The organism is Amycolatopsis pretoriensis, from assembly GCF_900107925.1.
Lineage (GTDB): Bacteria > Actinomycetota > Actinomycetes > Mycobacteriales > Pseudonocardiaceae > Amycolatopsis > Amycolatopsis pretoriensis.
The window spans coordinates 87,125-113,681 of record NZ_FNUJ01000014.1 but is presented as its reverse complement, the minus strand read 5'-3'; the positions used below and the strand labels follow the sequence as shown (position 1 = coordinate 113,681).

General features: G+C 72.4%; 26 protein-coding genes. 18 read left to right on the top strand and 8 right to left on the bottom strand.

Translation table 11 applies throughout. The annotated features are described in order from the left end of the window. The first annotated feature begins 46 nt into the window (after positions 1-46). From BLV96_RS44090 to BLV96_RS44060, 7 genes are read left to right on the top strand one after another with little or no spacing between them, the layout of a single operon-like run. A complete protein-coding gene (locus BLV96_RS44090) occupies positions 47-4,462 on the top strand; it encodes a non-ribosomal peptide synthetase family protein (RefSeq protein WP_086678487.1) in 4,416 nt (1,471 codons plus the stop codon). Positions 4,463-4,516: 54 nt separating this feature from the next. Continuing rightward, a complete protein-coding gene (locus tag BLV96_RS44085; protein WP_086678488.1) occupies positions 4,517-5,767 on the top strand; it encodes a 3-deoxy-7-phosphoheptulonate synthase in 1,251 nt (416 codons plus the stop codon). Further along, on the top strand, positions 5,764-6,531 hold the full coding sequence (locus BLV96_RS44080; RefSeq protein ID WP_086678489.1) for a 2,3-dihydro-2,3-dihydroxybenzoate dehydrogenase: 768 nt from the start codon (positions 5,764-5,766) through the stop codon (positions 6,529-6,531). The genes BLV96_RS44085 and BLV96_RS44080 overlap by 4 nt, the downstream gene beginning before the upstream one ends. Positions 6,532-6,550: 19 nt before the next feature. Further along, positions 6,551-7,195, top strand: a complete 645-nt coding sequence (locus tag BLV96_RS44075; protein WP_086678490.1) for an isochorismatase family protein — start codon at positions 6,551-6,553, stop codon at positions 7,193-7,195. Then, positions 7,192-9,051 (top strand): anthranilate synthase family protein, encoded by a 1,860-nt coding sequence (locus BLV96_RS44070; RefSeq protein WP_086678491.1) that lies wholly within the window; start codon positions 7,192-7,194, stop codon positions 9,049-9,051. Before BLV96_RS44075 ends, BLV96_RS44070 begins: the two co-directional genes overlap by 4 nt. After that, positions 9,048-9,620, top strand: coding sequence for a flavin reductase family protein (locus tag BLV96_RS44065; protein WP_086678492.1), 573 nt, complete (start codon positions 9,048-9,050; stop codon positions 9,618-9,620). The genes BLV96_RS44070 and BLV96_RS44065 overlap by 4 nt, the downstream gene beginning before the upstream one ends. A gap of 20 nt (positions 9,621-9,640) precedes the next feature. Next, the gene (locus BLV96_RS44060; RefSeq protein WP_244180948.1) at positions 9,641-11,134 is read left to right on the top strand and encodes a 4-hydroxyphenylacetate 3-hydroxylase family protein; all 1,494 of its coding nucleotides are present in this window, start codon (positions 9,641-9,643) and stop codon (positions 11,132-11,134) included. A 64-nt stretch (positions 11,135-11,198) separates the two neighbouring features. On the opposite strand, the gene BLV96_RS44055 is transcribed toward BLV96_RS44060, so the two are convergent. After that, a complete protein-coding gene (locus BLV96_RS44055) occupies positions 11,199-11,861 on the bottom strand; it encodes an O-methyltransferase (protein WP_086678494.1) in 663 nt (220 codons plus the stop codon). A 207-nt stretch (positions 11,862-12,068) separates the two neighbouring features. Between BLV96_RS44055 and BLV96_RS44050 the strand changes: the two genes are divergently transcribed. From BLV96_RS44050 to BLV96_RS44030, 5 genes are read left to right on the top strand one after another with little or no spacing between them, the layout of a single operon-like run. Continuing rightward, positions 12,069-12,572, top strand: coding sequence for a VOC family protein (locus tag BLV96_RS44050; RefSeq protein ID WP_143051124.1), 504 nt, complete (start codon positions 12,069-12,071; stop codon positions 12,570-12,572). After that, the gene (locus BLV96_RS44045) at positions 12,572-13,486 is read left to right on the top strand and encodes a hypothetical protein (RefSeq protein ID WP_086678495.1); all 915 of its coding nucleotides are present in this window, start codon (positions 12,572-12,574) and stop codon (positions 13,484-13,486) included. The genes BLV96_RS44050 and BLV96_RS44045 overlap by 1 nt, the downstream gene beginning before the upstream one ends. A gap of 3 nt (positions 13,487-13,489) precedes the next feature. Next, positions 13,490-14,353, top strand: a complete 864-nt coding sequence (locus BLV96_RS44040) for an LLM class flavin-dependent oxidoreductase (protein ID WP_086678496.1) — start codon at positions 13,490-13,492, stop codon at positions 14,351-14,353. A gap of 10 nt (positions 14,354-14,363) precedes the next feature. Then, positions 14,364-15,233: a PhzF family phenazine biosynthesis protein gene (locus tag BLV96_RS44035; protein ID WP_086678497.1), complete on the top strand. Its 870-nt coding sequence runs from the start codon at positions 14,364-14,366 to the stop codon at positions 15,231-15,233. A 1-nt stretch (position 15,234) separates the two neighbouring features. Then, complete coding sequence (locus BLV96_RS44030) at positions 15,235-17,007, top strand: gamma-glutamyltransferase family protein (protein WP_086678498.1); 1,773 nt, start codon at positions 15,235-15,237, stop codon at positions 17,005-17,007. Between the two features lie 4 nt (positions 17,008-17,011). On the opposite strand, the gene BLV96_RS44025 is transcribed toward BLV96_RS44030, so the two are convergent. Further along, positions 17,012-17,674 carry an SDR family NAD(P)-dependent oxidoreductase gene (locus BLV96_RS44025; RefSeq protein WP_208608494.1) on the bottom strand — a complete coding sequence of 221 codons (663 nt, stop codon included), beginning with the start codon at positions 17,672-17,674 and terminating at the stop codon, positions 17,012-17,014. A gap of 99 nt (positions 17,675-17,773) precedes the next feature. Between BLV96_RS44025 and BLV96_RS44020 the strand changes: the two genes are divergently transcribed. After that, entirely contained in the window at positions 17,774-18,367 is a 594-nt protein-coding gene (locus BLV96_RS44020) for a TetR/AcrR family transcriptional regulator (protein ID WP_086678500.1), read from the top strand. Between the two features lie 48 nt (positions 18,368-18,415). Then, positions 18,416-19,900, top strand: coding sequence for an MFS transporter (locus tag BLV96_RS44015; protein ID WP_086678501.1), 1,485 nt, complete (start codon positions 18,416-18,418; stop codon positions 19,898-19,900). An 87-nt stretch (positions 19,901-19,987) separates the two neighbouring features. Here the strand turns inward: BLV96_RS44015 and BLV96_RS44010 are convergent, their stop codons facing one another. The 3 genes from BLV96_RS44010 to BLV96_RS44000 form a co-directional block, all read right to left on the bottom strand. Further along, entirely contained in the window at positions 19,988-20,839 is an 852-nt protein-coding gene (locus BLV96_RS44010; protein WP_086678502.1) for a helix-turn-helix domain-containing protein, read from the bottom strand. A 211-nt stretch (positions 20,840-21,050) separates the two neighbouring features. Next, a complete protein-coding gene (locus BLV96_RS44005) occupies positions 21,051-21,233 on the bottom strand; it encodes a hypothetical protein (RefSeq protein WP_143051123.1) in 183 nt (60 codons plus the stop codon). Between the two features lie 67 nt (positions 21,234-21,300). Continuing rightward, positions 21,301-22,203, bottom strand: a complete 903-nt coding sequence (locus BLV96_RS44000) for a LysR family transcriptional regulator (protein WP_086678504.1) — start codon at positions 22,201-22,203, stop codon at positions 21,301-21,303. An 87-nt stretch (positions 22,204-22,290) separates the two neighbouring features. Here BLV96_RS44000 and BLV96_RS43995 point away from each other — a divergent pair, with 87 nt between their 5' ends. Continuing rightward, positions 22,291-23,079, top strand: a complete 789-nt coding sequence (locus tag BLV96_RS43995; protein ID WP_208608493.1) for an SDR family NAD(P)-dependent oxidoreductase — start codon at positions 22,291-22,293, stop codon at positions 23,077-23,079. On the opposite strand, the gene BLV96_RS43990 is transcribed toward BLV96_RS43995, so the two are convergent. Continuing rightward, positions 23,030-23,974, bottom strand: a complete 945-nt coding sequence (locus BLV96_RS43990) for a LysR family transcriptional regulator (protein WP_086678506.1) — start codon at positions 23,972-23,974, stop codon at positions 23,030-23,032. The genes BLV96_RS43995 and BLV96_RS43990 overlap by 50 nt on opposite strands. Positions 23,975-24,093: 119 nt before the next feature. Here BLV96_RS43990 and BLV96_RS43985 point away from each other — a divergent pair, with 119 nt between their 5' ends. Both BLV96_RS43985 and BLV96_RS43980 read left to right on the top strand, forming a co-directional pair. Then, the gene (locus BLV96_RS43985) at positions 24,094-24,801 is read left to right on the top strand and encodes an SDR family NAD(P)-dependent oxidoreductase (RefSeq protein ID WP_086678537.1); all 708 of its coding nucleotides are present in this window, start codon (positions 24,094-24,096) and stop codon (positions 24,799-24,801) included. A gap of 4 nt (positions 24,802-24,805) precedes the next feature. Beyond that, positions 24,806-25,153: an SgcJ/EcaC family oxidoreductase gene (locus BLV96_RS43980; RefSeq protein WP_086678507.1), complete on the top strand. Its 348-nt coding sequence runs from the start codon at positions 24,806-24,808 to the stop codon at positions 25,151-25,153. A gap of 7 nt (positions 25,154-25,160) precedes the next feature. Here BLV96_RS43980 and BLV96_RS43975 read toward each other — a convergent pair whose 3' ends face one another. Continuing rightward, positions 25,161-25,541 (bottom strand): HPF/RaiA family ribosome-associated protein, encoded by a 381-nt coding sequence (locus BLV96_RS43975; RefSeq protein ID WP_244180937.1) that lies wholly within the window; start codon positions 25,539-25,541, stop codon positions 25,161-25,163. An 85-nt stretch (positions 25,542-25,626) separates the two neighbouring features. On the opposite strand from BLV96_RS43975, the gene BLV96_RS43970 reads away from it, so the two are divergent. Next, positions 25,627-26,172: a hypothetical protein gene (locus tag BLV96_RS43970; protein ID WP_244180936.1), complete on the top strand. Its 546-nt coding sequence runs from the start codon at positions 25,627-25,629 to the stop codon at positions 26,170-26,172. Between the two features lie 30 nt (positions 26,173-26,202). Here the strand turns inward: BLV96_RS43970 and BLV96_RS43965 are convergent, their stop codons facing one another. Further along, entirely contained in the window at positions 26,203-26,553 is a 351-nt protein-coding gene (locus BLV96_RS43965; protein ID WP_086678508.1) for a hypothetical protein, read from the bottom strand. Between the last annotated feature and the right edge of the window lie 4 nt (positions 26,554-26,557).

The window sequence follows — 26,557 nt, the reverse complement described above, 5'->3', positions numbered from 1 at the left end:
GAACCGACGCACGGGGGGCCGCGATGATCGGAGAGGTACTGACACCATGGAAAACCCACTCGAGTCGGTGATCCGCCGGACCCGCTCCGGCGTCACCGCCGACGGTGCGGCCGGCCACGAGCAGTTCGCCGGGCTGCTCAGTGCGCTGCTGGGGGTCACCCTGGGGGCCGAGGACGTCCGGCGGCACGACGATCCCGCCGACCTGGCCCGGCACATCGACGACCTGCGCGGTGGCCCGCCCGGGCTCACCGCGACCGCGGCGGACGGTCCCGCGCCGGCGTCCTACGGCCAGCGCGGCATCTGGTTCATCGACCAGTACTCACCGCGCCCGGCGGCCTACAACGCGCCGTTCGTGTTCACCGTCAAGACGCCGCTCGACACCGGCGTGCTGCACGAAAGCCTCCGCGCGCTCCTGGCCCGCCACGAAATCCTGCGCACGACGTTCTCCGCGGCGGACGGCGACGTCCGCCAGCACGTCGGCGCGGAACCGTCGTGCGACTTCTCGGTCGTCGAACTGAGCGAGGCCCGTCCGCTGGACGACGTCGTCGCCGACGTGGTCGACACCGAGTTCGACCTGGCCGCCGGGCCGCTGGTCAAGGTCGTTTGCGCGGTCGAGCCCGACGGGCCGGCGCACGTCGTGTGCAGCATCCACCACATCGTCTTCGACGCGGCCTCGGCCGGGGTGTTCCTCACCGAGTGGTTCACCCGCTACCACGCCGCGCTCGCCGGGGACGCCTACGACGAAGGCGAACCCCGGCCGCAGTACCGCGACTTCGCCCGCCGGCAGCGGGAAACCGTCCGCGGCGACCGCCTGGCGGAGCTGCTCGCGCACTGGGAGAACCGGCTCGCCGGCCCGCTGCCGCTGCTGGACCTGCCCACCGACCGGCCGCGGCCGCAGGAGCAGTCACACTGCGGCGACATCGTCCGGTTCGACCTCCCGCCGGAGCTGACCGACCGGTTGCGCGGCCTCGCCGCCGACGAAGGCGTCACGCTGTTCATGCTGCTGGAGGCCGCCTACGCGGCGTTCCTGCACCTGCACACGCGCCAGGACGACCTGCTCGTCGGCAGTCCCGTTTCGCTGCGGGACCTGCCGGAGACCGCCGACATGCTCGGCTACTTCGTCAACATGGTCGTCTTCCGCCACACTGTGCGCGCGGACCTGCCGCTGCGGGAGCTGTACGCGCAGGCGAGCACCGAGGTCACCGAGGCGCTGCGGCACAAGGAAGCGCCGTTCGAGAAGGTCATCGAGCGGGTCAACCCGCCGCGCAGCCCGAGCCACGCACCGGTCTTCCAGACCATGTTCGTGCTCCCGGACTCCGACTGGGCGGCCCTGGACCGGCTCGGCCTCGACGCCGACCTCGACCTCTACGTCAGCCGCAGCTCGAAGTACGACCTGTCGCTGATCGTCGAGCAGGACGGCTCCGCGCTGCGCGGGGTGTTCGAGTACGACACGGCGTTGTTCGACCGCGAGACCGTCGAGGCGTTCGGCGACCGGTACGTCCGGCTGCTCGACGCCCTCGCCGCGCACCCCGGCGGCACCGTCGGCGAGCTGGGGCTGCTCTCGGAGGAGCAGGAGCGGGAAGTCCTGGACTGGTGCGCGCCGCCGCCGGAGGACACCACCCGCCGGCCGGTCGCGGAGCTGTTCGAGACCCAGGCCGCGGTCACGCCGGACGCGCCCGCGCTGGAGCACGGCGACCGCGTGCTGACCTACCGCGAGCTCAACGGCCGCGCCAACCGCCTGGCCCGGGACCTGCGGGCGAAGGGTGTCGGACGCGGCGACCGCGTCGGCATCCACGTGCCGCGGTCGCCGGAGATGGTCGTCGCCCTGCTGGGCGTGCTGAAGGCGGGCGCGGCGTACGTGCCGGTCGACCCGTCCTACCCGGCCGAGCGGATCGAGTACATGCTGGCCGACTCCGGCGTCGCGCTGGTGCTCGAGTCGGTGGAGCCGGAAGCCGGCGACGAAAGCGATCTGGGGCGGCTGAAGAGCGGCGACGACGAGATCTACGTGATCTACACGTCCGGGTCCACCGGCCGGCCGAAAGGTGTCGTGCTCACCGAAGCGACGGTCACCAACCTCGTCGAGTACATGCGGCGGACCTCGCCGGTCGGTGCGACCGGGCGGACGCTGCAGTACATGACGCTGTCGTTCGACGTCTCGGTGATGGAGATCCTGGGGACGCTCTGCGCGGGCGGCACGCTCGTGCTGATCGACGAAGACCTGCAGAAGGACCTGCACCGGCTGACCGGCTTCCTGCGCGAGCACCGCATTTCGCGCACGTACCTGCCGTACGTCGCCGTGCAGCAGCTGGCCGCCGTGGCCGAGGACAAGCCGTTCCCGGACCTGGCCGAGGTCGCTTCCGTCGGCGAGCAGCTGGTGATCACCCCGCAGATCCGCGAATTCTTCGCCCGCCGCCCGGAGATCCGGTTCCTCAACATGTACGGCCCGTCCGAGACGCACCTGGCGTCCGCGCACGAGCTGACCGGGGACCCGGCCGGGTGGCCGGAGGCGCCGTCGATCGGCGGCCCGATCGGGGGCCTGTCGATGCTGGCCCTCGACGAGGGCGGCCGGCTCGTCCCGCCCGGCGTGCCGGGGGAGCTGTACCTCGGCGGCGACCTGCTCTCGCCCGGTTACCACGGCCTGCCCGAGCAGACCCGCGAGCGGTTCGTGGAGACGCCGTTCGGGCGGCTCTACCGGACCGGCGACCTGGTCCGCTACGACCGCGACGGCGAGTTCGACTACCTCGGGCGCGCCGACACCCAGATCAAGATCCGCGGCTACCGCGTCGAACCCGCCGAGGTCGAAGCGGCGCTCAACGAGCTGCCCGGCGTCCGCGCGTCCGCCGTCGCCGCGGTGGCGTTCGGCGCGGGGGACCGGCGGCTGGCCGGCTACCTCGTCACCGACGACGAGATCGACCCGGTCGCGGTGCGGTCCGCGCTGTCCGGTTCCCTGCCGGACTACCTGGTGCCGTCGCACTTCGTGCGGCTCGCCGCGCTGCCGATCGCGCCCAGCGGCAAGATCGACCGCAAGGCGCTGCCGGACCTGTTCGACCCCGGCCCGGCGGGCTCGTCCCGGCCGCCGGAGACGCCGACCGAGCTGGCCGTCGCCGAAGCGTGGACGGACCTGCTGGGCACCGGTGCCGTCGGTCTCGACGAGGACTTCTTCGCCGCCGGCGGGCACTCGATCCTGGCGACCGAGCTGATGTACCGGCTGCGCAAGCGGTTCGACGTCGACGTCCCGCTGCGGACGCTGTTCGACGACCCGACCGTCGGCGGGATGGCCGCGCGCATCGACGCCCTGGTGGCCGGGACCGACGACGGTGGCCGCGTCGACCTGCGCGCCGACGTGAAGCTGCCGGAGCACATCCGGGCCACCGGAGATCCGGCGACCGCCGGGGACGTCCTGCTCACCGGCGCGACCGGCTTCCTCGGCATCCACCTGCTGCGCGAGCTGCTGGCCGAGACGACGAACCGGGTGCACTGCCTGGTCCGCGCGCCGGACGCCGAGAGCGCGTGGAAGCGGATCGCCGAGACGGCCGACCGCTACGGCATCGGGAACTTCCTGGACCGCGACCGCGTCACGGCCGTACCGGGCGATCTCGCCGCCGACCGGCTGGGACTGTCCGAAAAGGACTACGACGATCTGGCCCACCGCGTCGGGACGATCCACCACACGGCCGCGCACATCAACTTCGTCGCGCCCTACGCGTCGGTGAAACAGGCCAATGTGGACGGTCTGGTCCGGGTCGTCGAGTTCGCGGCGGCCGGGCCGGTCAAGCCCGTGCACTACACCTCGACCGTGGCGGTGTTCTCGCCGAAGCCGCGTACCGAGCCGATCACCGAGGCCGACGTCCCGGACGACGCCGAAGACCTCACCATCGGCTACACGCAGAGCAAGTGGGTCGCCGAGGAGGTCGCGCGGCTGGCCCGCGACCGCGGCGTGCCGGTGACGATCTACCGCATCGGCCGGATCGCCGGCGACAGCGAGACCGGCGCCCTGCAGACCGAGGACTTCCTGTGGCGCCAGGTCAAGAGCTTCCTCGAGCTGGGCGTCGTCCCGCCGCCCGAGGAGCACGACACCGACCTGCTGCCGGTCGACTTCGTCGGCCGCGCCCTGGTCCGGCTGGCGGCGGCGCGGCCCGCGGAAAACCGGACGTGGCACCTGTTCAACCCGGACATCAAGACGTTCGACGTCGTCTACCGGGCCATCCGCGAACTGGGGTACCCGCTCGAGGAAATCCCGGTGGGGGAGTGGCGGGCCGCACTGGCCGACCGCGCCAACCCGCTGTCCGCGATGGCCCCGCTCTACCAGGAAGGCGCGCTCGACATCGGCGACAACACCTACGCCAACGAGCGCACCGGAGACGAACTGGCCCGGCTGGGCCTGCGCTGGCCGGAGATCACCCCGGCCGTGTTCACGAGAATGATCTCCTATTTCCGTGAAACGGGCGAATTCACCGGCTGAGGCCGCCTCGCCCCCGTTCTTTCCCGATTTTCCCTCTCCAGCAAGGAATGCGCGATGAGGAAGACGCTGCCCGCACGTGCCCGTCCGGTGCTGCACCGCACCCCCGATCCGGGCGCCGAGACCCTGACCGGCTACCCGGCCGCCCAGCAACCCCAGTGGCCCGACCGAGCGGAGCTCGCCGAGGTCCGCGACACCCTCGCCGAGCGGGAGGACGTCGTCGGCCCCGCCGAGGTGCTGCAGCTGCGGTCCCTGCTGGCCCGCGCGGCCGAAGGCGAGTTCTGCGTCCTGCAGGCCGGCGACTGCGCCGAGGACCCGGCCGACACCGGCGTGCGGGCGGTCGCCCGCAAGATCGGCATGCTCGACACGCTCGCCGAGGTGATGCGCGTCGGCTCCGGCCGCCCGGTCCTGGAGGTCGGCCGGATCGCCGGCCAGTACGCCAAGCCGCGCTCGGCGAACGTCGAGGAGGTCGACGGCCGGGAGCTGCCGGTCTACCGCGGCCCGATCGTCAACAGCCCCGAGCCGACGGCCGAAGCCCGCACCCCCGATCCGGCCCGGATCCTGGCCGCGCACCGGGCCGCGCTCGACGTCCGCGCGTCGATCGGGCGCCTGGGCCGGGGCTCCGGCGCCGACCCGGCCGAGCGGATCTGGACCAGCCACGAAGCCCTGCTGCTCGACTACGAGGTCCCGTTGGTGCGCGGGATGCCGGGCGGCCGCCGCTACCTCGCGTCCACGCACTGGCCGTGGATCGGCGAGCGGACCCGACGCCCGGACGGCGCCCACGTGCACCTGCTGTCCACTGTGGTCAACCCGGTGGCCGCGAAGGTCAGCGCGAAGGCGTCGATCGAAGACGTCCTCGAGCTGTGCGGCCGGATCGACCCCTTCCGCACCCCCGGGCGCCTCACGCTGATCCCGCGGTTCGGCGCGGCCCGGATCGGGCAGCTCGCGCCGCTGGTGCGGGCCGTGCGGGCCGCCGGGCACCCGGTGCTGTGGCTGTGCGATCCCATGCACGGCAACACCGTCGTCGCCGACGACGGGCTCAAGGTCCGCTGGCTCGAGGACATCATGAACGAGCTGCGCCAGTTCGTCCGGATCGTCACCGTCGAAGGCGGCGCGTGCGCCGGGCTGCACATGGAGGCCTCCCCGAGCGAGATCTCGGAGTGCCACGGCGCCGGCATCACGGCGTCGCGCGGGCCCGGCTACACGACGCTGTGCGACCCGCGGCTGAACCTGACCCAGGCCGTCGCGCTGACCGCGCACTGGCAGCCCGAGACCACCAGCGAACTGAGGACGGAGCTGGCGTCATGACCGTGACCCTGGTGACCGGCGCGGCGAGCGGCATCGGTGCCGCCACCGCGACCCTGCTCGCCGAGCGCGGGCACACCCTGGCGTTGTTCGACCGTGACGAGGACGCCCTGACCGACGTCGCGAAGCCGCTGCTGGACGCGGGTAGCAGCGTTTACACCTACACCGTGGACGTCACCTCCAGCGCGGAGGTCGACGCCGCCGTCGAGCGGGTCGAGAACGGCTTCGGGCCGATCTCCGGCCTGGCGAACGTCGCCGGCGTGCTGCGGATGGGCCGCGTCGCCGAACTGTCCGACGAGGACTGGAACGCGACCTTCGCGGTCAACGCGACCGGCGTCTTCCACGTCTGCCGGGCGGTGTCCCGCCGGATGGCTTCGCGGAAGGACGGCTCGATCGTCACCGTGGCGTCCAACGCGGCGGGGGTGCCGCGCAGCCACATGGCCGCCTACGCCGCGTCCAAGGCCGCCGCGACGAGCCTGACCCACAGCCTCGGCCTGGACCTCGCCCCGCTCGGCATCCGCTGCAACGTCGTCGCGCCCGGCTCGACCGACACCCCGATGCTCCGGTCCATGTGGACGGACGAGACCGGGTCGAAGTCCACTTTGGACGGCGACCCCGGGCAGTTCCGGCTGGGCATCCCGCTGGGGCGCATCGGATCGCCCGAGGACGTCGCCCGCAGCGTGGCGTTCCTGCTGTCCGACGAAGCCCGGCACGTGACCCTGGCGACCTTGCTCGTCGACGGCGGCGCGGCGCTGGGCGCCGTCTGAACGAGCTGAAGGAGGCCTGATGAGCGGCATCACGATCGAACCGTACGACCTGCCCACGACCGTCCCGGTCAGCACCGCGGGCTGGCGGCCCCACCCGGGCCGCGCGGCCCTGCTGATCCACGACATGCAGCGCTACTTCGTCGGCTTCTACGCCCAAGACGGCGCGCTGCGGCGGACGCTGGTCGCGAACATCGTCCGGGCCCGGGAAACCGCGGACCGGCTGGGGATCCCGGTGTACTACACCGCCCAGCCCGGTTCGATGACGCCGGAGGACCGCGGGCTGCTGCGGGACATCTGGGGCCCGGGCATGAAGGCCACGCCGGCCGACCGGCAGGTGATCGACGAGCTGACCCCGACCCCGGCGGACCTCGTGCTGACCAAGTGGCGCTACAGCGCGTTCCACCGCACCGACCTGCTCGACCGGCTGCGCGCGGCCGGCCGAGACCAGCTGATCGTCTGCGGGATCTACGCCCACGTCGGGTGCCTGATCACCGCGGTCGAGGCGTTCACCCACGACCTCGAGACGTTCTTCGTCGCGGACGCGGTCGCCGACTTCGGCCCGGCCGAGCACCGGCTGGCCGTCGACTACGCCGCGCGCAACTGCGCGGTCGCCACCACGACGTCCGCGCTGGTCGGGGAGCTGGAAGGCGCGGTGGTCGCGTGAGCCCGCTGCCGATCCGCGCGGGGTCGCCGTACGCGATCCTGCACCGGCCCGGCAGCGGCCGCGGCGACCACGTCGAGGTCGTCTCCGGGCCGGTCCGCACGGCCGGGCGGCTGGCCGACCTGACGCTCGACGACGGGTCGTGGGAAGGCCGGGGCCGGCACACGAAGCTGGTCCTGCTCCCGTACCGGCAGCTGGCCGAGCGCGGCTACGACTGCCCGGACGACCAGGTCCCGCTGCAGGTGATGGACATCGAGGCGCAGGCGACGCTGACGGTCGCCGAGACCCTGGCCGCGCTGCCCGACCGCGCCCCGCCGCTGGAGGACCGCGCGTTCGACCTCGGCGACGACGAGTACGCCCGCACGGTCGAGCGGATCCTCGACGACGAGATCGGGGCCGGCGAGGGCGCGAACTTCGTGCTCTCCCGCAGCCTGCGCGGCCGCTTCCCGGGCTTCGACGACGACGTCGCGCGGGCGGTGTTCAAGCGCCTGCTGGGCGCGGAGGCCGGGGCGTACTGGACGTTCCTGGTCTTCACCGGCGAGCGCTACCTGCTGGGCAGCACGCCGGAGCAGCACGTCCGGCTGTTCGACCGCACGGTCACGATGAACCCGATCAGCGGCACCTACCGCTACCCGGAAGGCGGCGCCGACGTCGACGGCCTGCTCGAGTTCCTCCACGACGAGAAGGAGGCCGACGAGCTCTGCATGGTCGTCGACGAGGAACTGAAGATGATGGCCGAGCTCTGCGACCGCGGCATCCGGGTGTCCGGGCCGCGGCTGCGGCGCATGTCGCGGCTGGCGCACACCGAGTACTCCCTCGAAGGCGAGACCGGCAAACCGCTGACCGAGGTGCTGCGGCACACGCTGCTCGCGCCGACCGTGACCGGCAGCCCGCTGGTCAACGCGTGCCGGGTGATCCGCCGCTACGAACCCAACGGACGCGGCTACTACAGCGGCGTCATCGGGCTCGTCGGCAGCGACGACGACGGCCGCCGTTCGCTGGACTCGGCGATCCTCATCCGCACCGCGGACATCTCGCCGGACGGCGACGTCCGGCTCGCGGCCGGGTCGACGATCGTGCGCGAATCCGCGCCGCTGTCGGAAGCCGCCGAGACGACGGCGAAGGTGTCGGCGGTCCTCAAGTCGCTCTCCGGCGAGGCCCGCCAGACCGCGACGCCCCCGCCGCCCACGTCGTCCGACGAGGTGCGCTCCGCGCTGAAAGCCCGCAACAGCGGGAAATCCCGGTTCTGGCTCGACGGGACCCGGCCCGGCCGCGGCTCGCGGGTGCGCATCGCGGTGGTCGACGCCGAAGACGCGTTCACCGCGATGCTGGCCTACCAGCTGAAGTCGGTGAACTGCGCGGTGACGACCGTCCCGTGGGACGCCGGCGAGCTGCCGGAGCACGACCTGGTGCTGCTCGGCCCCGGGCCGGGCGATCCCAACGACGTCGAGGGCGCGAAGGTCGGCCGGCTGCGCGTGATGGCCGCGGACCTGCTGCGTTCGGGGCGGCCCCTGGCCGGCGTCTGCTTGGGCCACCAGGTGCTCTGCGCCGAGTTGGGCCTGCCCGTCCGGCGGCTCGCCCGGCCCAACCAGGGGCGCCAGGCGCACGTGACGATCGACGGCGAGCGCCGGGCCGTGGGGTTCTACAACAGCTTCGCCGCGCGCACCGCCGACGACCGCGTCGCCGTGCCCGGCCGGGCACCCGCCGAGGTCGTGCGCGGCCTCGACGACCAGGTCATCGGCCTGCGCGGGCCGCGGCTGGCCACCATCCAGTTCCACGCCGAGTCGTTCCTCACCGAGGACGGCCCGGCCATCCTGCGTGATGTCGTCGACCACGCCACCGAAGGAGGAAACCCGTGACCACGACCGCCCCGGCGTTCGACCGCGCCCGGCTGAGGGCCTTCCTCGGCCACTTCACCACCGGTGTCACCGTCGTGACCTACCGCCGCGGCGAGCTGGTGCGCGGCGCGACCGTCAACGCGTTCACGTCCGTGTCGCTGGACCCGCCGCTCGTGCTCGTCTCGCTGGACCGGCGCAGCCGCTCGGTCGGCCACCTCGGCGACGGCCCGTTCGTCGTCAACATCCTGGCCGAGGACCAGCGCGACGTCGCCCTGCACTTCGCGGGCAAGCCGATGGAAGACGACGCCGTGCCCTGGGCCGACCTCGACTCGCCGGTACCGCGGCTGGCGGGCACGGTCGGGCACGTCGAGTGCACGCCGTGGCGCGCCTACGACGGCGGCGACCACGTGCTGCACGTGGGCGAGGTGACCGGCCTCGACCTGGCCGGCGGGCGGCCGCTGCTGTTCTTCGGCGGCGAGTTCCCGCGCCTGGCCGAAGAACCCGAAGCACCGCACTGGTCGTGGTCGCTGGACGACCCGATCGCGCCGCAGCCCTTCGCGGCGCCGCACCGATGGGAGGCAGGCAAGTGAGCGAGACGACGACCCGGCCGATGACCGGGGACGAGTACCTGGAGAGCATCCGCGACGACCGCGAGATCTGGGCGTATGGCGAACGCGTCGACGACGTGACCAAGCACCCGGCGTTCCGCAACACCGCGCGGATGACCGCCCGGCTCTACGACGCACTGCACGATCCGGAGAAGAAGGACGTGCTGACCACGCCGACCGACACCGGCAGCGGTGGGTTCACGCACAAGTTCTTCCGCGCCCCGAAGTCCACACAGGACCTGCTCGGCGACCGGGACGCGATCGCCGAGTGGGCCCGGATGAGCTACGGCTGGCTCGGCCGCAGCCCGGACTACAAGGCGAGCTTCCTGGCCACCCTGGGCGTCGACCCGGGCTACTACGGCGAGTTCGAGGGCAACGCCCGGCGCTGGTACGCCGAGGCGCAGGAGAAGGTCCTGTTCTGGAACCACGCGATCATCAACCCGCCGGTCGACCGGCACAAGGCGGCCGACGACGTCGGGGACGTGTTCGTGCACGTCGAGGAGGAACGCGACGACGGCCTGGTCGTCAGCGGAGCCAAGGTCGTCGCGACCGGGTCCGCGCTGACGCACGGCAACTTCATCGCCCACTACGGGCTGCCGGTGAAGAAGCGCGAGTTCGCGCTCGTGGCGACGCTGCCGATGGACTCGCCGGGGCTCAAGCTGATCTGCCGGCCGTCCTACGCGCTGCAGGCCGACACGATGGGCAGCCCGTTCGACTACCCGCTGTCGAGCCGCCTCGACGAGAACGACACGATCTTCGTGCTCGACAAGGTGAAGATCCCGTGGGAGAACGTCTTCGTCTACGGCGACCAGGCCAAGGCGGCGACCTTCCTGTCGGCGTCGGGGTTCCTGAACCGCTCGACGTTCCACGGCGTGACGCGGCTGGCGGTCAAGCTGGACTTCCTGGCCGGGTTGCTGCTCAAGGGCGTCGACGTCACCGGCACCAAGGACTTCCGCGGCATCCAGACCCGGATCGGCGAGGTCCTCGCGTGGCGCAACATGTTCTGGGGCCTGAGTGACGCGATGGCGCTGAACCCCGACCCGTGGAAGGACGGCGCGCTGCTGCCGAAGCTCGACTACGGCATGGCCTACCGCTGGTTCATGACGATCGGCTACCCGCGGGTGCGCGAGATCATCCACCAGGACCTCGGCAGCGCGCTGATCTACCTGAACTCGCACGCGAGCGACTTCCAGAACCCCCAGCTGCGGCCCTACCTCGACAAGTACGTGCGGGGTTCGTCGGGCTACGACGCCGTCGAGCGGGTCAAGCTGATGAAGCTGATCTGGGACTCCGTCGGCACCGAGTTCGCCGGCCGCAACGAGCTCTACGAGCGGAACTTCTCGGGCAACCACGAGAACGTCCGGATCGAGATGCTCACCGCGCAGCAGATGTCCGGGCAGGTGGACGGCTACAAGGGGTTCGCCGAGCAGTGCCTGGCCGAGTACGACCTCGACGGCTGGACCGCCCCGGACCTGATCAACCCCGATCGGCTCTGACGTGGGTCCGGAATGGACGGAGGGCCTCCCCGCGGCGCGGGAAGGCCCTCCGGTCGTGGGCTTCCTAGCTCTCGACGAGCATCAGGCAGAACCCGTCGTGGCCGCGGCTGCCGACGGTCTGCACGGTCGTCGCGGTGACGCGGGGTTCGTCGGCCACCAGCTGGTTGAACCGCCGCACGCCCTGGACCGCCGGGTTGGGGCTGTCGGCCTCCACGACGAGCCCGTCGAGCACCACGTTGTCCACGACGATCACGCTGCCCGGGCGGGTCAGCTTCAGGGCCCAGCCGAAGTACTCCGGGATGTTCGCCTTGTCGGCGTCGATGAACACGAAGTCGAACGGCTCGCCGCCCGCCAGCGCCGGCAGCGTGTCGAGCGCCTTGCCGACGCGCAGGTCGACCACATCGGACAGACCCGCGTTGTCGATGTTCCGCTGCGCCACCTCGGCGAAGGACGGTTCGGCCTCCAGCGTGGTCAGCGTGCCGCCCGCGGGCAGCGCGCGGGCCAGCCAGATCGCGCTGTAGCCGCCGAACGCGCCGATCTCGAGGATCCGGCGCGCGCCGTGGGTGCGGGCGAGCAGGTGGAGGAACTTGCCCTGGTTGGGTGCCACCGCGATCTCCGGCAGCCCGGCCTCGGCACTCGCCTTGGCCGCGAGGTCCAGGGCGGCGTCGTGCTCCACCATCAGGGTCGAGGTGTAGGTGTCGATTTTCGTCCACTGGTCTTCGCTCATGTCTCCCGATCGTACTTGAGGATCGCGTCGGACTTAAGGGAGAATCGAGATTCTTTTGCCACCAACTTGATTTCCCGACGGCAACCAATGTAGGCTCGAAGGAGATCGGGCGGTTGATTTCGCAGCTGCCCCCGCTGATCGATCGAGGCCACTCTCGAGGCGCCGTCTGGGAATGTTCGCCCGGCGCCGGAAGAAAGGATGGCGACCATGACCGAGCACGCTGTGGCGACCCTCGAGTCGCCCCGTCTCGCCCCGCTGCGCGCGGCCGCGTTCCACCACCTGGGCATCCAGACCGCCGACCTGGACAACTGCGTCTCGTGGTACCAGGACTTCTTCGGCTGCAAGGAAAACTGGTCCCTGGCGGAGTTCTCCGAGCTGACCACGAGCCGGCTGCCCGGCATCGTGAAGCTCGTCGAGCTGCGGGCCGGCGGCACCCGGTTCCACCTCTTCGAGCGCGCCGGCGAGGGGGCCGAAGCGCCCGACCCCGGCAACGCGCAGTTCCAGCACGTCTGCATGGAGGTCGGCTCGCCCGCGGAAATACACGCGTGGCAGCGGCACTGGATAAAGCTGTACGAATCCGGTCGATATCATTTCACCCGGGACGAGCCGGCGACGGAGATCGTCACCGACGCCGACGGCGTGCAGAGTTTCTACGCGTTCGACGTGAACGGCCTGGAATACGAATTCACCTGGATTCCGGAGGCCGCGTGATGACCGTCCCCGTGTTGACCGAGGTCCCCGTGCGCGAGGGGTGGGACTTCGGCGACTTCCCCTACGGTCTCGAACCGCTGACCATCCCGGACGCGGGCACCGAACCGGGCGGCGACGGGCCGTGTTCCCGGTTCGCGGGCCTGTGCACGCACCTGGAGCACCTCTCCCGCGGCGGTGCCCCGGGCGCGGTCGAACCCGTCGAGTCGTCCGACCGGCTCTACTGGTTCCGCTGGATCACCGGCCACCAGGTCACGTTCGTGCTGTGGCAGCTGGTCGCCCGCGAACTGGCGCTGGCCGAGCGCGGCGAGCGCGACCGCGAGGCGGCACTGGCCTCGGCGGCCCTGTTCACCCGCGGCTTCAGCGCGATGCTGCTCTACACCAGCTCGACGCCGATCGACGTCTACCACGAGGTCATCCGGCCCAGCATGTTCCTGCAGCACCGCGGGTTCAGCGGCACCTGGGCGCCGGACTTCGCCCCGGTCCGCGACCTCTACCGCGGCAAGGGCTTGCCGAACGACGATTCGCCCGGGGTCAAGGCACTGCGGGACGAAGTCGGCTTCTACCAACGGGTGCACGGCGGCATCGCCGCGAAGCTCGTGCCGAGTGGCCGGTCCCTGCTGCAGGACTCGACCGGCGCCACCGAGACGCACCACCCGGACGTCCTGGGCGCCGTCTACGACAACTACTTCATGACGCTGCGGGCGCCGACGTCGCTGCCGGACGTCGTCGCGCAGCTGCTGCGGCGGCTCAACGCCGTGGCGGTGGACGTGTCCGAGAACGGCGTCGACTCCGTGTCCGATGCCGCCGACCCGCCGGCGGAGCTGACCAGTCCCGAGGTCCGCTCCTGCGAGGCCGGGTTCGTCGGCCTGCTCGCCGACGTCGCCGCGTGCGCCGCCGGATCGCCGGCGGACTGAGCCGTGCGCCACGGCATCGTCCTGCTGCCCGAGCAGCGCTGGTCCGCCGCGCGGGACCGCTGGCGCCGCGCCGAAGAGCTCGGGTTCGACCACGCCTGGACCTACGACCACCTGATGTGGCGCTGGCTGCGCGACGAAACCTGGTTCGGCTGCCTGCCGACGCTGACCGCCGCGGCCGGGGTGACCTCGAAGATGCGGCTCGGCTCGCTCGTCGCGACGCCGACGTTCCGCCACCCGGTGCCGTTCGCCAAGGAACTGATGACGCTCGACGACATCTCCGGCGGCCGCTTGATCTGCGGGGTCGGTTCCGGGGCCGGGGGATACGACGAAAGTGTCTTTGGCGACGCACCCGGCGGGAGCCGCTCCGCGCGGTTCGCGGAGTTCCTCGAACTGACGGAACTCCTGCTGCGGCAGCCGCTCACGTCGTACGAAGGCCAGTACTACCGCTGCGTGGACGCGCGGATGGAACCGGGCTGCGTGCAGCGGCCGCACGTGCCGTTCGCCGTCGCCGCGACCGGCCCGAAGGCGATGGGCCTGGCCGCGCGGTACGGCGAAACGTGGCTCACCGCTGGCGCGCCGGGCCGGTTCGACGCCCGCCGCTGGGACCTGGTCGTGCCGGAGCTGAAGGACCAGCTCCGGGCGTTCGAAGACGCGTGCGTCGCGGCGGGCCGTGACCCGGCGTCGGCGGGGAAGCTGCTGGTGACCGGCGCGACCGTCGGGGGCGTGCTGGACTCCGCGCAGTCCTTTGCGGACGCCTCCGGCACGTTCGCCGACCTCGGCTTCACCGACCTGGTCGTGCACTGGCCCCGCGAATCGGAGCCCTACCAAGGGGACGAGCGCGTCCTCGACTCGCTCGATCTGTCCTGAGAGGAACAGCATGCCCGCGTACGAGATCGTCAACATGTTCGCCGACCACGTCTACGCCGGCAGCGCGCTCGGCGTCGTCCCGAAGGCCGGCGACCTCGACACCGCGGGCATGCAGGCGCTGGCCCGCGAGATCAACCACACCGAGACCGCGTTCGTCCTGCCGCCCACCGGGACCGGTGCCCACTACCGCGTCCGGGTCTTCACGCCGGAAGCGGAATCGCCGTTCGGCGGCCACTCCAGCGTCGGCACGGCGGTGACGCTCGCGCGGCTCGGCCTGGTGCCCGCCGGGCGCGTCGTGCAGGAGTGCGGGCCGAAGCGGCTGCCCCTGGACGTGTCCGCCGAGGCGGGCAAGATCACCGCGAACGACCCCCTGGAGAGCGCACCGCTCGACCCGGGGACCTTGCTCGGCGCCGTCGGCCTGCCCGCCCCCGCGGCCGACGGCGCCCTTCCCGCCGCGTGCGGCTTCGGCCCGGCGTTCCACTTCCTGCCGGTGCGCGCCGACGCCGTCGCGGCCGCGGTACCCGACTTCGCGGCCATGGCCGCCGCCGACCTCGCCGACGTGCTCGTGTTCAGCTGGGACCCGGCGACGAACACCGCGCACGGCCGCCTGTTCGCGCCCGGCTACGGCATGCCGGAGGACCCGGCGTGCTCCTCGGCCGCGCTCGGCCTCGGCGTCTGGCTCGTCGAGGCGGGGTGGCTCACCGGCGACGGCGTCCACGACTTCACGCTGCGCCAAGGCCGGGAGCAGGGCCGTCCATCCACTTTGTACTGTTCGGTCCGGGTCGACGGCGGCCGGCCGGTGTCGGCGTCGGTGTCCGGGGCCGTCTTGCCGGCCGGGGCCGGCGAGCTGGCCGACCCGGACCCGGAGAAGGGAAGCTGACGTGCTCGACCGACCCGAACTGCTCGGCACCCGCGGGGCCGTGTCCTCCACGCACTGGCTGGCCTCGGCCGCCGGCACCGCGATGTTCGACCTCGGCGGCAACGCGTTCGACGCGGCCGTCGCGACGGCGCTGGTCATCCAGGTCGTCGAACCGCACCTCAACGGCCCGGGCGGCGACGTCCCGATCCTGGTCCACGACGGCGCGACCGGCGACGTCGAGGTGATCTGCGGCCAGGGCCCCATGCCGGAAGCCGCGACACCCCAGGCGTTCCGCGACCGCGGCGTCGACGCGATCCCCGGCTCGGGCCTGCTGCCGGCCGTCGTGCCCGGCGCGTTCGGCGCGTGGCTGCGGCTGCTGCGCGACCGCGGCCGGCTCGACCTGGGCACGGTGCTCGCCCCGGCGATCGCGTACGCCGAAGACGGTTTTCCGTTGCTGCCCAAGGCCGCCGACATGATCGAGGTCCTCGAACCGCTCTTCCGTGAGGAGTGGACCGCGTCCGGCGAGGTCTACTTGCCCGACGGACGGCCGCCCCGGGCCGGCGCCCGGCTGCGCAACCGGCCCCTCGCGGCGACGTACCGGCGGATCCTCGCCGAGTCCGAGGCCGCCCCGGGCGGGCGCGAGAACCGGATCGACGCCGCCGTCGCCGTGTTCTACCAGGGGTTCGTCGCCGAGGCGATCGACAAGTACCTGGCCACGGCCGAGCCCTTCGACTGCACCGGCCGCCGCAACGGCGGCCTGCTCACCGGCCACGACCTGGCGTCCTGGCGGCCCACGATCGAGCCGGCCCTCGCGGGCGACTACCGCGGCCACACCGTGCACAAGGCGGGCCCGTGGTCACAGGGCCCGGTGTTCCTGCAGCAGCTGGGCCTGCTCGACGGGTTCGACCTGGCGGCGATGGACCACGGCGGCGCCGAGCACCTGCACACGGTCGTCGAGTGCGCGAAGCTCGCCTTCGCCGACCGGGAAGCCTTCTACGGCGACCCGGCGTTCTCGGACGTCCCGCTCGACCGGCTGCTCGATCCCGAGTACGCCGCCGCCCGGCGTGACCTGGTGGGGGAGCGGGCGTGCGGTTCACTTCGCCCGGGCCTGGACGGCTGGTTCCCCGAGCCGCCGCTGCCCGCCCCGGCCGACCCGGACTGGCGCGTCCAGCTCGCCGACGGCATCCCGGCGGTGGCGAAGCTGACGGCGGCCAAGGGCGACACGTGCTGCATCAGCGCGTCGGACCGCGACGGCAACATGGTCGTCGCGACGCCGAGCGGGGGTTGGCTGAAGAGCTCGCCGCTCATCCCGGGACTCGGCTTCCCGCTCGGCACCCGCGGCCAGATGGCGTTGCTCGTCGACGGACACCCGAACACGGTCGCGCCGGGCAAGCGCCCGCGGACCACGCTCAGCCCGACACTGGTGACCAAGGACGGCCGCCCGCACCTGGCATTCGGCACCCCGGGCGGCGACCAGCAGGACCAGTGGACGCTGAACTTCTTCGTCAGCCACGTGGACGGCGGTCTGCGTCCCCAGGCGGCGGTCGAGCAGCGGGCGTTCCACACCGACCAGGTCCCGTCGTCCTTCGCGCCGCGGTCGGCCCGCCCGAACCGCCTGGTCGTCGAGGCCGGGTGCCCGGCGGAAGTGGTCGAGCAGCTGCGCGAGCGCGGCCACGACGTCGTGCTGGCGGCGGAGAAGTCCTTGGGCAAGGTGTGCGCGACGGGCTTCGCCGACGGGTTCGTCCTGGCCGCCGCGAGTCCCCGGGGTCAGCAGGCGTACGCCGTCGCCCGCTGAGCGGCTACCACGGCACGGGTTCGCCGTGGCGGTCCAGAAACCGTAAGCCGGGCTTTCCGGCCTCGGCTTCGAGCACGTCGACGACCGCCGGGATGCTCTCCTCGGGATCGAGGGGAGCGTCGGGGCCGCCGAGCCGCGTGCGGTTGTGGCCGGGGTCGATGAGCAGCTTGGTCCGGCCGTCCCCGGCCGTGCGAGTCGCGTAGCTGCGCATCAGCTGGTTGAGGGCGGCTTTGCTGGCCTTGTACAGCTCGTAGCCGTCCTCGGTGTTCAGGGAGATGCTGCCCTGCTCGGACGACATGACGGCGATGGTCCCGTCGGGTGTGACGAGGTCGCCCAGGGCTTCGACGGTCCGCAGCGGGCTCAGCGCGTTGGTGACCATCACCTCGGTGAACACGTCGGTGGGGACCTCGCCGATGGGTGTGTTCCCGCGGTCGATGGCGGCGTTGACGAAGAGGAGGTCGAGGTTCCGGCCGGCCAGCCGTTCGCGCAGGGCGGCCAGTTGCACGGGGCTCGTCATCTCGAGTGATTCGATCTCGACGCCGGGCAGGTCGGGGCTGTCGCGGCGAGTGGTCGCGATGACGTGCCGGCCGCGTCGGACCAGCTCGCCGGCGAGGACGAGACCGAGCCCGCGAGAGGCGCCGACGACGAGGGCTTGCTTGGGGGACACGGGTTCTCCTTCGAATGGCTTCACCGCGAGACTAGACGCGACGTTGCGTCTAGACAAGACGTCGCGTCCAGTCAAGGGTGGCCGGGTAGGGTGACGCGCATGCCCGACAGCCGCCGCCCGCGCTCCGGAAACCGGCGCGACGAAGCCGCGCGCCTGGCCGTGCTGCACGCCGCGGACGACCTGCTCGTCGAACACGGCTTCGCCGCGCTGACCGTCGAAGCGATCGCGCGCCGCGCCGGGGTCGCCAAGCAGACGATCTACCGCTGGTGGCCGTCGAAGGTCGAGATCCTCCTCGACACGCTCATCGAGGACAGCGCCAAGCGCTTCCCGGTACCGGAGGGGAAGGCGACGGCCGAGGCCATCCGCGGGTACCTGAGGGCGTTCGCGAGGTTCTTGACCCGCGACCCGGCGGGCAAGGTCCTGCTGGCTTTGCTGGCGCAGGCCCAGCACGACCCGGCGACGGCCGAGAGCTTCCGGGAGCGCTATCTGGGGCCGCGGCGCGAGCAGGAGCGCGCGCTGCTGACCCGCGCGACCGAGGCGGGCGAGATCGCGCCCCGCTTGGGGCCCGACGCGGCGCTCGACGCCCTGGTGGGGCCGCTGGTGTACGCCGCGCTGACGGGTGCGGCGGTGCCGCGGGGCATGGTGAGCGCGCTCGTCGAGGACGTGCTGAAGCCGGCGCTCCCCGCGAACTGAGACCGCCGGCCGCCCCGTGTCTCGGTTCCCGCACGTAGCGTCGAGCCCATGCGCGCGGAGCTCGAAACCACCGGCGACATCGCGCTGTCCACCGGCCGTCGCGCCTGGACCGTGGGCGTCATGTGCACCGCCGTCGGCCTGGTGATCGCCATGGTGACCATCGTCAACGCCGCCCTGCCCGCGCTGGCCGCCGACACCGGGGCGACCCAGCCCGAGCAGACCTGGATCGTCGACGTCTACACCCTGGTCCTGGCCGCGCTCGTGCTGCCCGCCGGAGCCCTGGGCGACCGGTACGGGCGCCGCGGCGTGCTCGTCGCCGGCCTGCTCGTCTTCGCCGTGGGCTGCGCCGCGCCGGTCTTCCTCGACACGTCGACGTGGCTGATCGTCGCCCGGGCCGTCACCGGGTTCGGCGCCGCGATGATCATGCCGGCCACGCTGTCGATCATCACCGCGAGCTTCCCGGCGCAGCGGCGCGGACGGGCCATCGGGATCTGGGCGGCGGTGGCCGGCGTCGGCGGGCTCGGCGGGCTCGTGCTCGCCGGGGTCCTGCTGCAGCACTTCTCGTGGCACTCGGTGTTCCTCGGACCGGCCGTGCTGTCGATCGTCCTGGTGGCCGCGAGCCTGACCGTGCCGACCTCGCGCGGGTCGGCCGGCTTCGACGTCCTCGGCGCGGTGCTCAGCGCCCTCGCGATCGGAGCCGTGGTGTACGGCATCCTGCGCGTCGCCGATCTGGGCTGGGGGAGCGGTGTCGTGCTCGGCTCGATCGCGGGCGGGCTCGTGCTGGGCGCGCTCTTCGTCGGCTACGAGCTGCGTCGCGCGTCGCCGCTGCTGGACGTCCGGCTGTTCGGCAACGCGGCTTTCGCGGCCGGCTCGGTTTCGGTGACCGTCCAGTTCACCGCGGCGTTCGGGATGTTCTACGCGCTGGCGCAGTACCTGCAGCTGGTGCAGGGGTACTCGGCGCTGAAGTCCGGGCTGGCGCTGTGGCCGGTCGCGGTGTCGCTCTTCCCGCTGTCGCTGGCTTCGGCGCCGCTGGTCCGCCGGTTCGGGCTGCGAGCGGTGACGTGCGTAGGGCTCGCGGTGATCGTCGCCGGGATGGTCCTCATCGGACAGCTGGACGCCGGAAGTGGTTATGTCGCCTTGGCGATCGCGGTGTGCGTGCTGGGCGCGGGGATCGGCGTGACGGCCCCGGCCGCGACGAGCGCGATCCTCGACAACGTGCCGCCGGCGCAGTACGGCGTGGCATCGGCGGTCAACGACGCGACGCGCGAAGTCGGTGCGGCACTGGGGATCGCGCTCGTGGGCAGCGTCCTTTCGGCCGCGTACACGGATTCGGTCCGCTCGGCCACGGCTTCGCTGCCGCCGCAGGCACGCGAGGCCGCGGAGGGATCACTGGCGGGCGCGCTCGCGGTGGACGCGCACCTGGCCCCGGCCGCACGCGCGGCTTTCGCGCACGGCATGGGGATCAGCATGCTGGCGCTGGCGGCGGTCGTGGTGGCGGGCATCCTCGCGACGGCGGTGCTGGTGCGCCGGTAGCCGGGAATCGGCACGCTGACGGCGTTCTTCAACGCCTTGGCGGGCGCGGACTACCACCTGACGTACGAAGTCCACGCCGGCAGCTGATCACCCGGTGACTGGTTCGGCGGTCCACGAAGCCAGGATCCGCAACCCTTCGTGAGCCGCCGAGCCCGGTTCCGCCGTCAGGACCATCAGCCGCTGGCCGCTGCCGTCCGGGCTTTCCCACATGTCGCAGTCCAGGGTGAGGTCGCCGACCACCGGGTGGTGGTAGTGCTTGACGCCGTAGCCCTGACTCGTCACGTGGTGGGCCGCCCACCACGTGCGGAACTCCGGGTGGTGCACCGCCAGCTCGCCGACGAGTTCCGCCAGCTCCGGCGCGTCCGGGTCGCGCGCGGCTTCCAGGTGCAGGGCCGCCACCGCCGTCCGGGCCGCTTCGTCCCAGTCCGCGTGGAGCGCGCGCACCTGCGGGTCGGCGAAGAGCAGGTACACGTAGTTGCGGCGGTTAGCCGGGTAGCGCGCGAAATCGGTGAACAGCGCGGCGGCCGAGTCGTTCCACGCGACGACGTCCAGGCGGCGGCCGAGCACCATCGCGGGCGTCTCGGCCAGCTGCTCGAGAAGCCGTTTCATGGCCGGACGCAGCTTCTCGCCCGCCCGGCGCCGCGGCCGGCGGAAGGGCTTGCCGGCCAGTTCGTACACATAGGACTGCTGGTCGTCGTCCAGCCGCAGCGCCCGCGCGAGGGTGGCGAGCACCGACGACGACGCCTGCACGCGCCCCTGTTCGAGCCGAGTCAGGTAGTCGACGCTGATCGCGGCGAGCTGCGCGACCTCTTCCCGGCGAAGCCCGGCGACGCGCCGCGGCGAAGCAGGTTCCACCAGGCCGACGTCACGCGGGTTCAGCTGCGCGCGGCGTGCCTTGAGGAAGTCGCCGAGCTCCTTCGGCTGTCCGGTGGGCTCCATGAGATCGATTCTCCCCCGGGGCGGGCGGCTGTGGGTGGGCAGGTTTCGTCCCCCGGTGCCACGCGTACGGGTTGGCGGCGTGTTCTCGCAGGGCTTCGACCGCGGCCAGGTTGGATCGCCGCGCCCGCCCGCTTGCCCGTGTCACCCGCGCGTGTTCCCGGAGGGGCTTCGACCACCACTCTCGCGGCCGATCGCCGGGCACTTGCCCGCATCACCCGCGCAGCTCGGCGGCCTGTTCCCGCAGCGCCTCGACCGGGGCGGTGGCGGCCTGGCCGGATCGCCGCGCCCATTTGCCCGTGTCGCCCGCGCGGCTCGGCGGCGTGCTCTCGCAGGCTTCGACCTCGGCGATCGCGGCCAGGCTGGATCGCCGCGCCCACCCGCTTGCCCGTGTCACCCGCGCGTGTTCCCGGAGGCCTTCGACCACCGCTCTCGCGGCCGGAGCGCCGGGCCACTTGCCCGCGTCACCCGCGCAGCTCGGCGGCCTGCTCCCGCAGCGCCTCGACCACCGCTCCCGCCCCCGCCGAACGCCCCGGCCGGGTGACCACCACCGCACTCCGCCCGCGCCACGCCGGATCCTCCACCGGCACCACCACGACCCCGGCCGGCACCGACTTCGCCGCGACGCCCGGCAGCAGCGCGACCCCCAGCCCGGCCGCCACCATGCCCAGCCGGGTCGTCCAGCTCCGGACCGCCCACCCCACGCGCGGCTCGGACAGCGTCGGCCACGCCCCGAACTGGGGCTCGCCCCGGCCGCCGCGGCCGACGATCCACGTCTCCTCGCGCAGGTCCGCCACCTCGATCCGCCCCTGCCGGGCGAGCCGGTGCCCGGCCGGGATCGCGACGCGCAGGTCGTCCTCGGTCAGCACGTCCTCCCGCAGGCCCGCGAGGTCGTAGCCCGGCAGCCCCTCGCCGACACCGATCACCACCACCTCCGTGCGGCCGCCGCGCAGCCGGGCGAGCAGCGCCGGGGTCGCCCCTTCGTCGAGCGTGACGACCAGCCCGGGGTGCCGCGTGCGCAGGACGGCCAGCGCGCGGGGGACCAGGACCGCCGCCGCGGCCGGGAACGCGCCGACCGAGAGCCGGCCCGCCAGCCGGTCGCGCAGGCCGGCCAGCTCCTGCTCCGCGGTGTCGACGACCGCGAGCGCGCTGGTCGCGTGCCGGGCCAGCGACGCGCCGGCCGGCGTCGGGCGCACTCCACGCGCGTGCCGCTCGAACAACGCCGTGCCCGCCGCCGCCTCCATCATCGCCACCTGCCGCGAGATCGCCGACTGCGTGTAGCCCAGCGACGCGGCCGCCGCCGTGAACGAGCCGGTCGCCGCTACCTCGCGAACCACCCGCAGGCCGGTCAGCGTCACCTCGCTCATGCCGTCACCTTAGCCATGACCAGACCGCATGGCTCCTATGAAAAGGCATCGCTGGTGCTCATGGGAGAAGAAGCCCACCATGGAAGCATGATTTGGTTCATCACAGGATCTTCGAAGGGCTTCGGCCGCCACTGGACCGAAGCCGCCCTCGAGCGCGGCGACCGGGTCGCCGCGACCGCACGGAACCCCGAACAGCTCGACGACCTCGTCGAGAAGTACGGCGACGCCGTCCTGCCGCTCCGCCTCGACGTCACCGACCGCGCCGCCGCGTTCGCCGCCGTCCAAAGCGCCGCGGACCACTTCGGCGGGCTCGACGTCGTCGTCAACAACGCCGGCTACGGGCACTTCGGCCGCGTCGAAGAGCTCACCGAGGACGACGTCCGCGCCCAGCTGGAGACGAACTTCTTCGGCGCGCTCTGGGTGACGCAGGCGGCCCTGCCGATCCTGCGCGCGCAGCGTCACGGCCACATCGTCCAGGTCACCAGCGAGGGTGGCGTGGTCGCGTTCCCGGGCATCGGCGCCTACCACGCGTCGAAGTGGGCGCTGGAAGGGCTTTCCCAGTCCCTGGCGCAGGAAGTCGCGGAGTTCGGCATCCGCGTCACCAACCTGGAACCGGGGCCCTACGCCACCGAATGGCTGGACGTCGGCTCGCGCAAGAGCACGCCGAACCCGGACTACCCGGCCGCCGGCGAGGGCCACTGGGACGTCGGCGACCCGCACGCGACCCGAGCGGCGATCCTCGAGCTCGTCGACGCCGCCGACCCGCCCCTGCGGATGTTCCTCGGCAAGTCCCTCGCCGCGGTCACCGACGAGTACCAGGCCCGGCTCAAGACGTGGAACGACTGGCAGGACGTGGCCGTCCGGGCGTTCGGCTGAGCGCCGCGTGCGGGTCGTCGGCGGGCAGCCACCCGAGGTCCGGCGAGCCGACGTCCCGGGTGAGCGCCGCGATGGTCGCGCGGACCGGCGCGCGCGTCTCGTCGCGGCGGGACACCAGCGACCACGTCCAGAACGGCGCCGGACCGGTCACCGCCCGGCGCGCGAGGTCGGGCGGGACCGGCGCCGTCTGGCCCTTGGGCGAGTTCAGCACCGGGCGCCGCAGCCGACGGACGTGGTCGAAGAACGCCGCGCCGGTGATGCCGCCGTCGCCGATGCGCTCGACCCGCGCGCCGGTGGCCCGCGCGAACTCCTCGGCGTAGCCGTTCCACGACGCCCAGCTCGCGGTGTCGGCGTCGACGAGCACGACGACGTCCCGCGCTTCGACGTCCGCGGCGCCGGCGCCGATCGCGTGGAGCCGGTCCGCGCCGAGCAGGTGGGCTTCGAGGCCGTGTTCGGCCAGGTCGGCGGCCCGCGTCCAGCAGATCGCCAGGTCGATGCTCCCGTCGGCGACCCGGTTCAGCTGGGCGTGCGAGGGCAGCACCCACGTGTCGACGTGCAGGTGCGCGACGCCCGCGACGCGGTCGAGCAGGTCGGCGGGCCGCCAGTTGACGTACCCGAGCCGCACCGGTTCGCGGGCGGCGATCCCGGCCGCCGAGCGCCGCAGCTCGTCGGCCTGCTCCAGCAGCGCGCGGACCCGCGGCAGCAGCGACTCGCCGCATTCGGTGAGGGTCACCGAGCGGCGGTCGCGGTCGAAGAGCCGCACGCCGAGGTCGCGTTCGAGCGCCTTGATCTGCTGGGACAGCGACGGCCCGGCGATGCGCAACCGCTCCGCGGCCCGGCCGAAGTTCAGTTCCGTGGCGACGGCCACGAAGTACCGAAGCTGGCGTAGCTCCATACCGGGAGCTTAATGCGGTGGGAGGTCCGGCCTTCCAGCTGAGAGCGAACCGGTCGTGGCGGACGGCGTCCGCCGCGCTCATCCTCGGCTCAGGAAGCACCACCCACCAGGAGGTTTTCATGAGCACCCAGAAGGTCGCGGTCGTCACCGGCGCCTCACAGGGCATCGGCGCGGCCGTGGTCGAGGCGTACCGGAAGCTCGGCTACGCCGTGGTCGCGAACTCGCGGTCCATCACCCCGTCGGGCGACGCCGGGATCCTCGCCGTCGCGGGCGACATCGCCGACCCGGCGGTCGGCGCCCGCGTGATCGAGCGGGCCCTGGTGGCGTTCGGCCGCGTCGACACGCTGGTGAACAACGCCGGCGTGTTCGTCGCGAAGCCGTTCACCGAGTACACCGCGGCCGACTTCGACCTCGTGACCGGCGTCAACCTGCGCGGCTTCTTCGAGGTCACCCAGCGCGCGATCGCCGCGATGCTCGAGGTCGGCGGCGGGCACGTCGTCAACGTCACGACCAGCCTGACCGACCACGCGAACAGCGCGGTGCCCTCGGCGCTGGCGTCGCTGACCAAGGGCGGGCTGAACGCGGTCACGAAGTCACTGGCGATCGAGTACGCGACGCGCGGCGTGCGCGTGAACGCCGTGTCGCCGGGCATCATCCGCACGCCGATGCACCCGGCGTCGACGCACGACGCGCTCGCGGGCCTGCACCCGGTCGGGCGGATGGGCGACCCGGGCGACATCGTCGACGCGGTCGTCTACCTGGAGGGCGCGCCGTTCGTGACGGGCGAGATCCTGCACGTCGACGGCGGCCAGAGCGCGGGGCACTGACGTCATGGACATCCTCACCGGCGTGCTGGACGCGTGGAAGTCCGCGGTCGACGCGCACGAGCCGGCCCGGGTCGCGGAACTGTTCACCGAAGACGCGATCTTCCAGGGTCTGCACCCGTACAGCGTGGGCCGCGACAGCGTCGCCGCGTACTACGACTCGCAGCCGCTGGGCATGACGGCGGACTACCGGGTCGTGGAGTCCCGCCGACTTTCCGACGACGTGGTCCTCGGCTACGCGGCGGTGGATTTCGGCTTCACGGACCGGCCGACGCTGCCGGTGCACCTGAGCGTGGTCGTCCGGCGCGTCGGTGGGGCCTGGCTGATCGCGCACTACCAGGTATCGCGGCTCTGACGGTCGATCAACCCTGCGGCTCGTCCGGCTCGGCGTCTTCCGGAGCGGGCATGTGCCGGATGCTGTCGCTGCCCTTGTGGTCGTGGGCGCGGGAGTACCGGGTGTCCAGCGCCCGGCCCAGTTTGTGCGCCGCCCCGGTGTAGGCGTCGTCCACAGTGGCCGCGTGGTGGGTGACCGCGACGGGTTGCTTGCCACCCGGCCGCGCCTCGATGACGCACTTCTTGTCGTCGGGTTTGCTGCCGCCGTCCTCGCTCAGGTGCACCTCCACCCGGGTCAACCACCCGTCGAACCGGGAGAGGCTGTTCTCCAGTTCGGTGGTCACGTAGGTGGCCAGCCCTTCGCCACCGTGGATGTTGTGGTCGGTGTTGACCTGGATCTGCACGAGCACCCTCCAAAGCGGGACAGCGGTGAAACCGGTCAGTACCACGGTCGCGGCAGGCTCAAACCCGCCCGCCGGCGGGTATCGTCGCCCGATGGGGTTCGGCGAGCGGGCGCGCAGGGTGAGGAACGGCCGGCTGGCCCACGGCCGGCGGGTCGCGGCGTTGTGTTCGTGCGTGCGCATGTACCACCCGATCGGCCACCGGGCGACGTTGAGCTTCCTCGAGGAGCTGGCGGGGCCGTACCAGCAGCACGAAATGGCCTTGCTGCGCGCGTTGAAGGCGCTGGAGGCCAGCCGCACGGCGTGGCGCGAGGAGGTTGCGGCGTACGCGGACTCGCGGGTGAAGCAGAAGCAGCTCGGTCGGCGCGTGCCGGCGGACGGTGGTCCGCCCTCGGGCCGGATGGGCGGGCACTGGTACGCGTCGACCCCGGATGTGTCACGCCGCGCGGCGTTGCACGCACTGAAGCTGTGGGAACTCGAGCCGGGCGCCGAGGACGAGGAGGTGCGATCCCTCGTGCGGAGCTGCATCGCTACCGGCGGGCGGCTGACCGAGGAGCAGCTGCGGACTGCTTCGAATAGGCCGGAGTTCCGTTGGCCGATGACACTCGTGGCGTCCGCCGCTGGTGCGGTCCGGGCGTGACCCCGCCTCGGCCGGACATCGGCTTCCTTTTCAGCGCAGGGCGTTCTCGACCAGCGTGACGGTCTCGCGCGGGTCGTCGACCTGGAGGACCAGGCGGGCGTAGCGCTCGTCGGCGAGTTCGATCACGACCGCCTTCGACGCGTCTTTGACGTCCCAGAAGACCTTTTCGCCGTCGAGGTGGAACGTGCCTGCCGTGATCACGCCGGGCAGGTGGGCACCGGGCGCGCGGATCCCCTTGGGATCGGCGGCGATGCCGGGGTCCGCGGTCGCGCCGCGGACGTTGGCCAGCGGGATGGTCAGGCTGCTCTTTAAGGCCCAGAGCTTGTCGAGACCCTCGATGACGACGACGAGGTCGTTGCCGTCGATGTGGACCAGTGCCATGTCA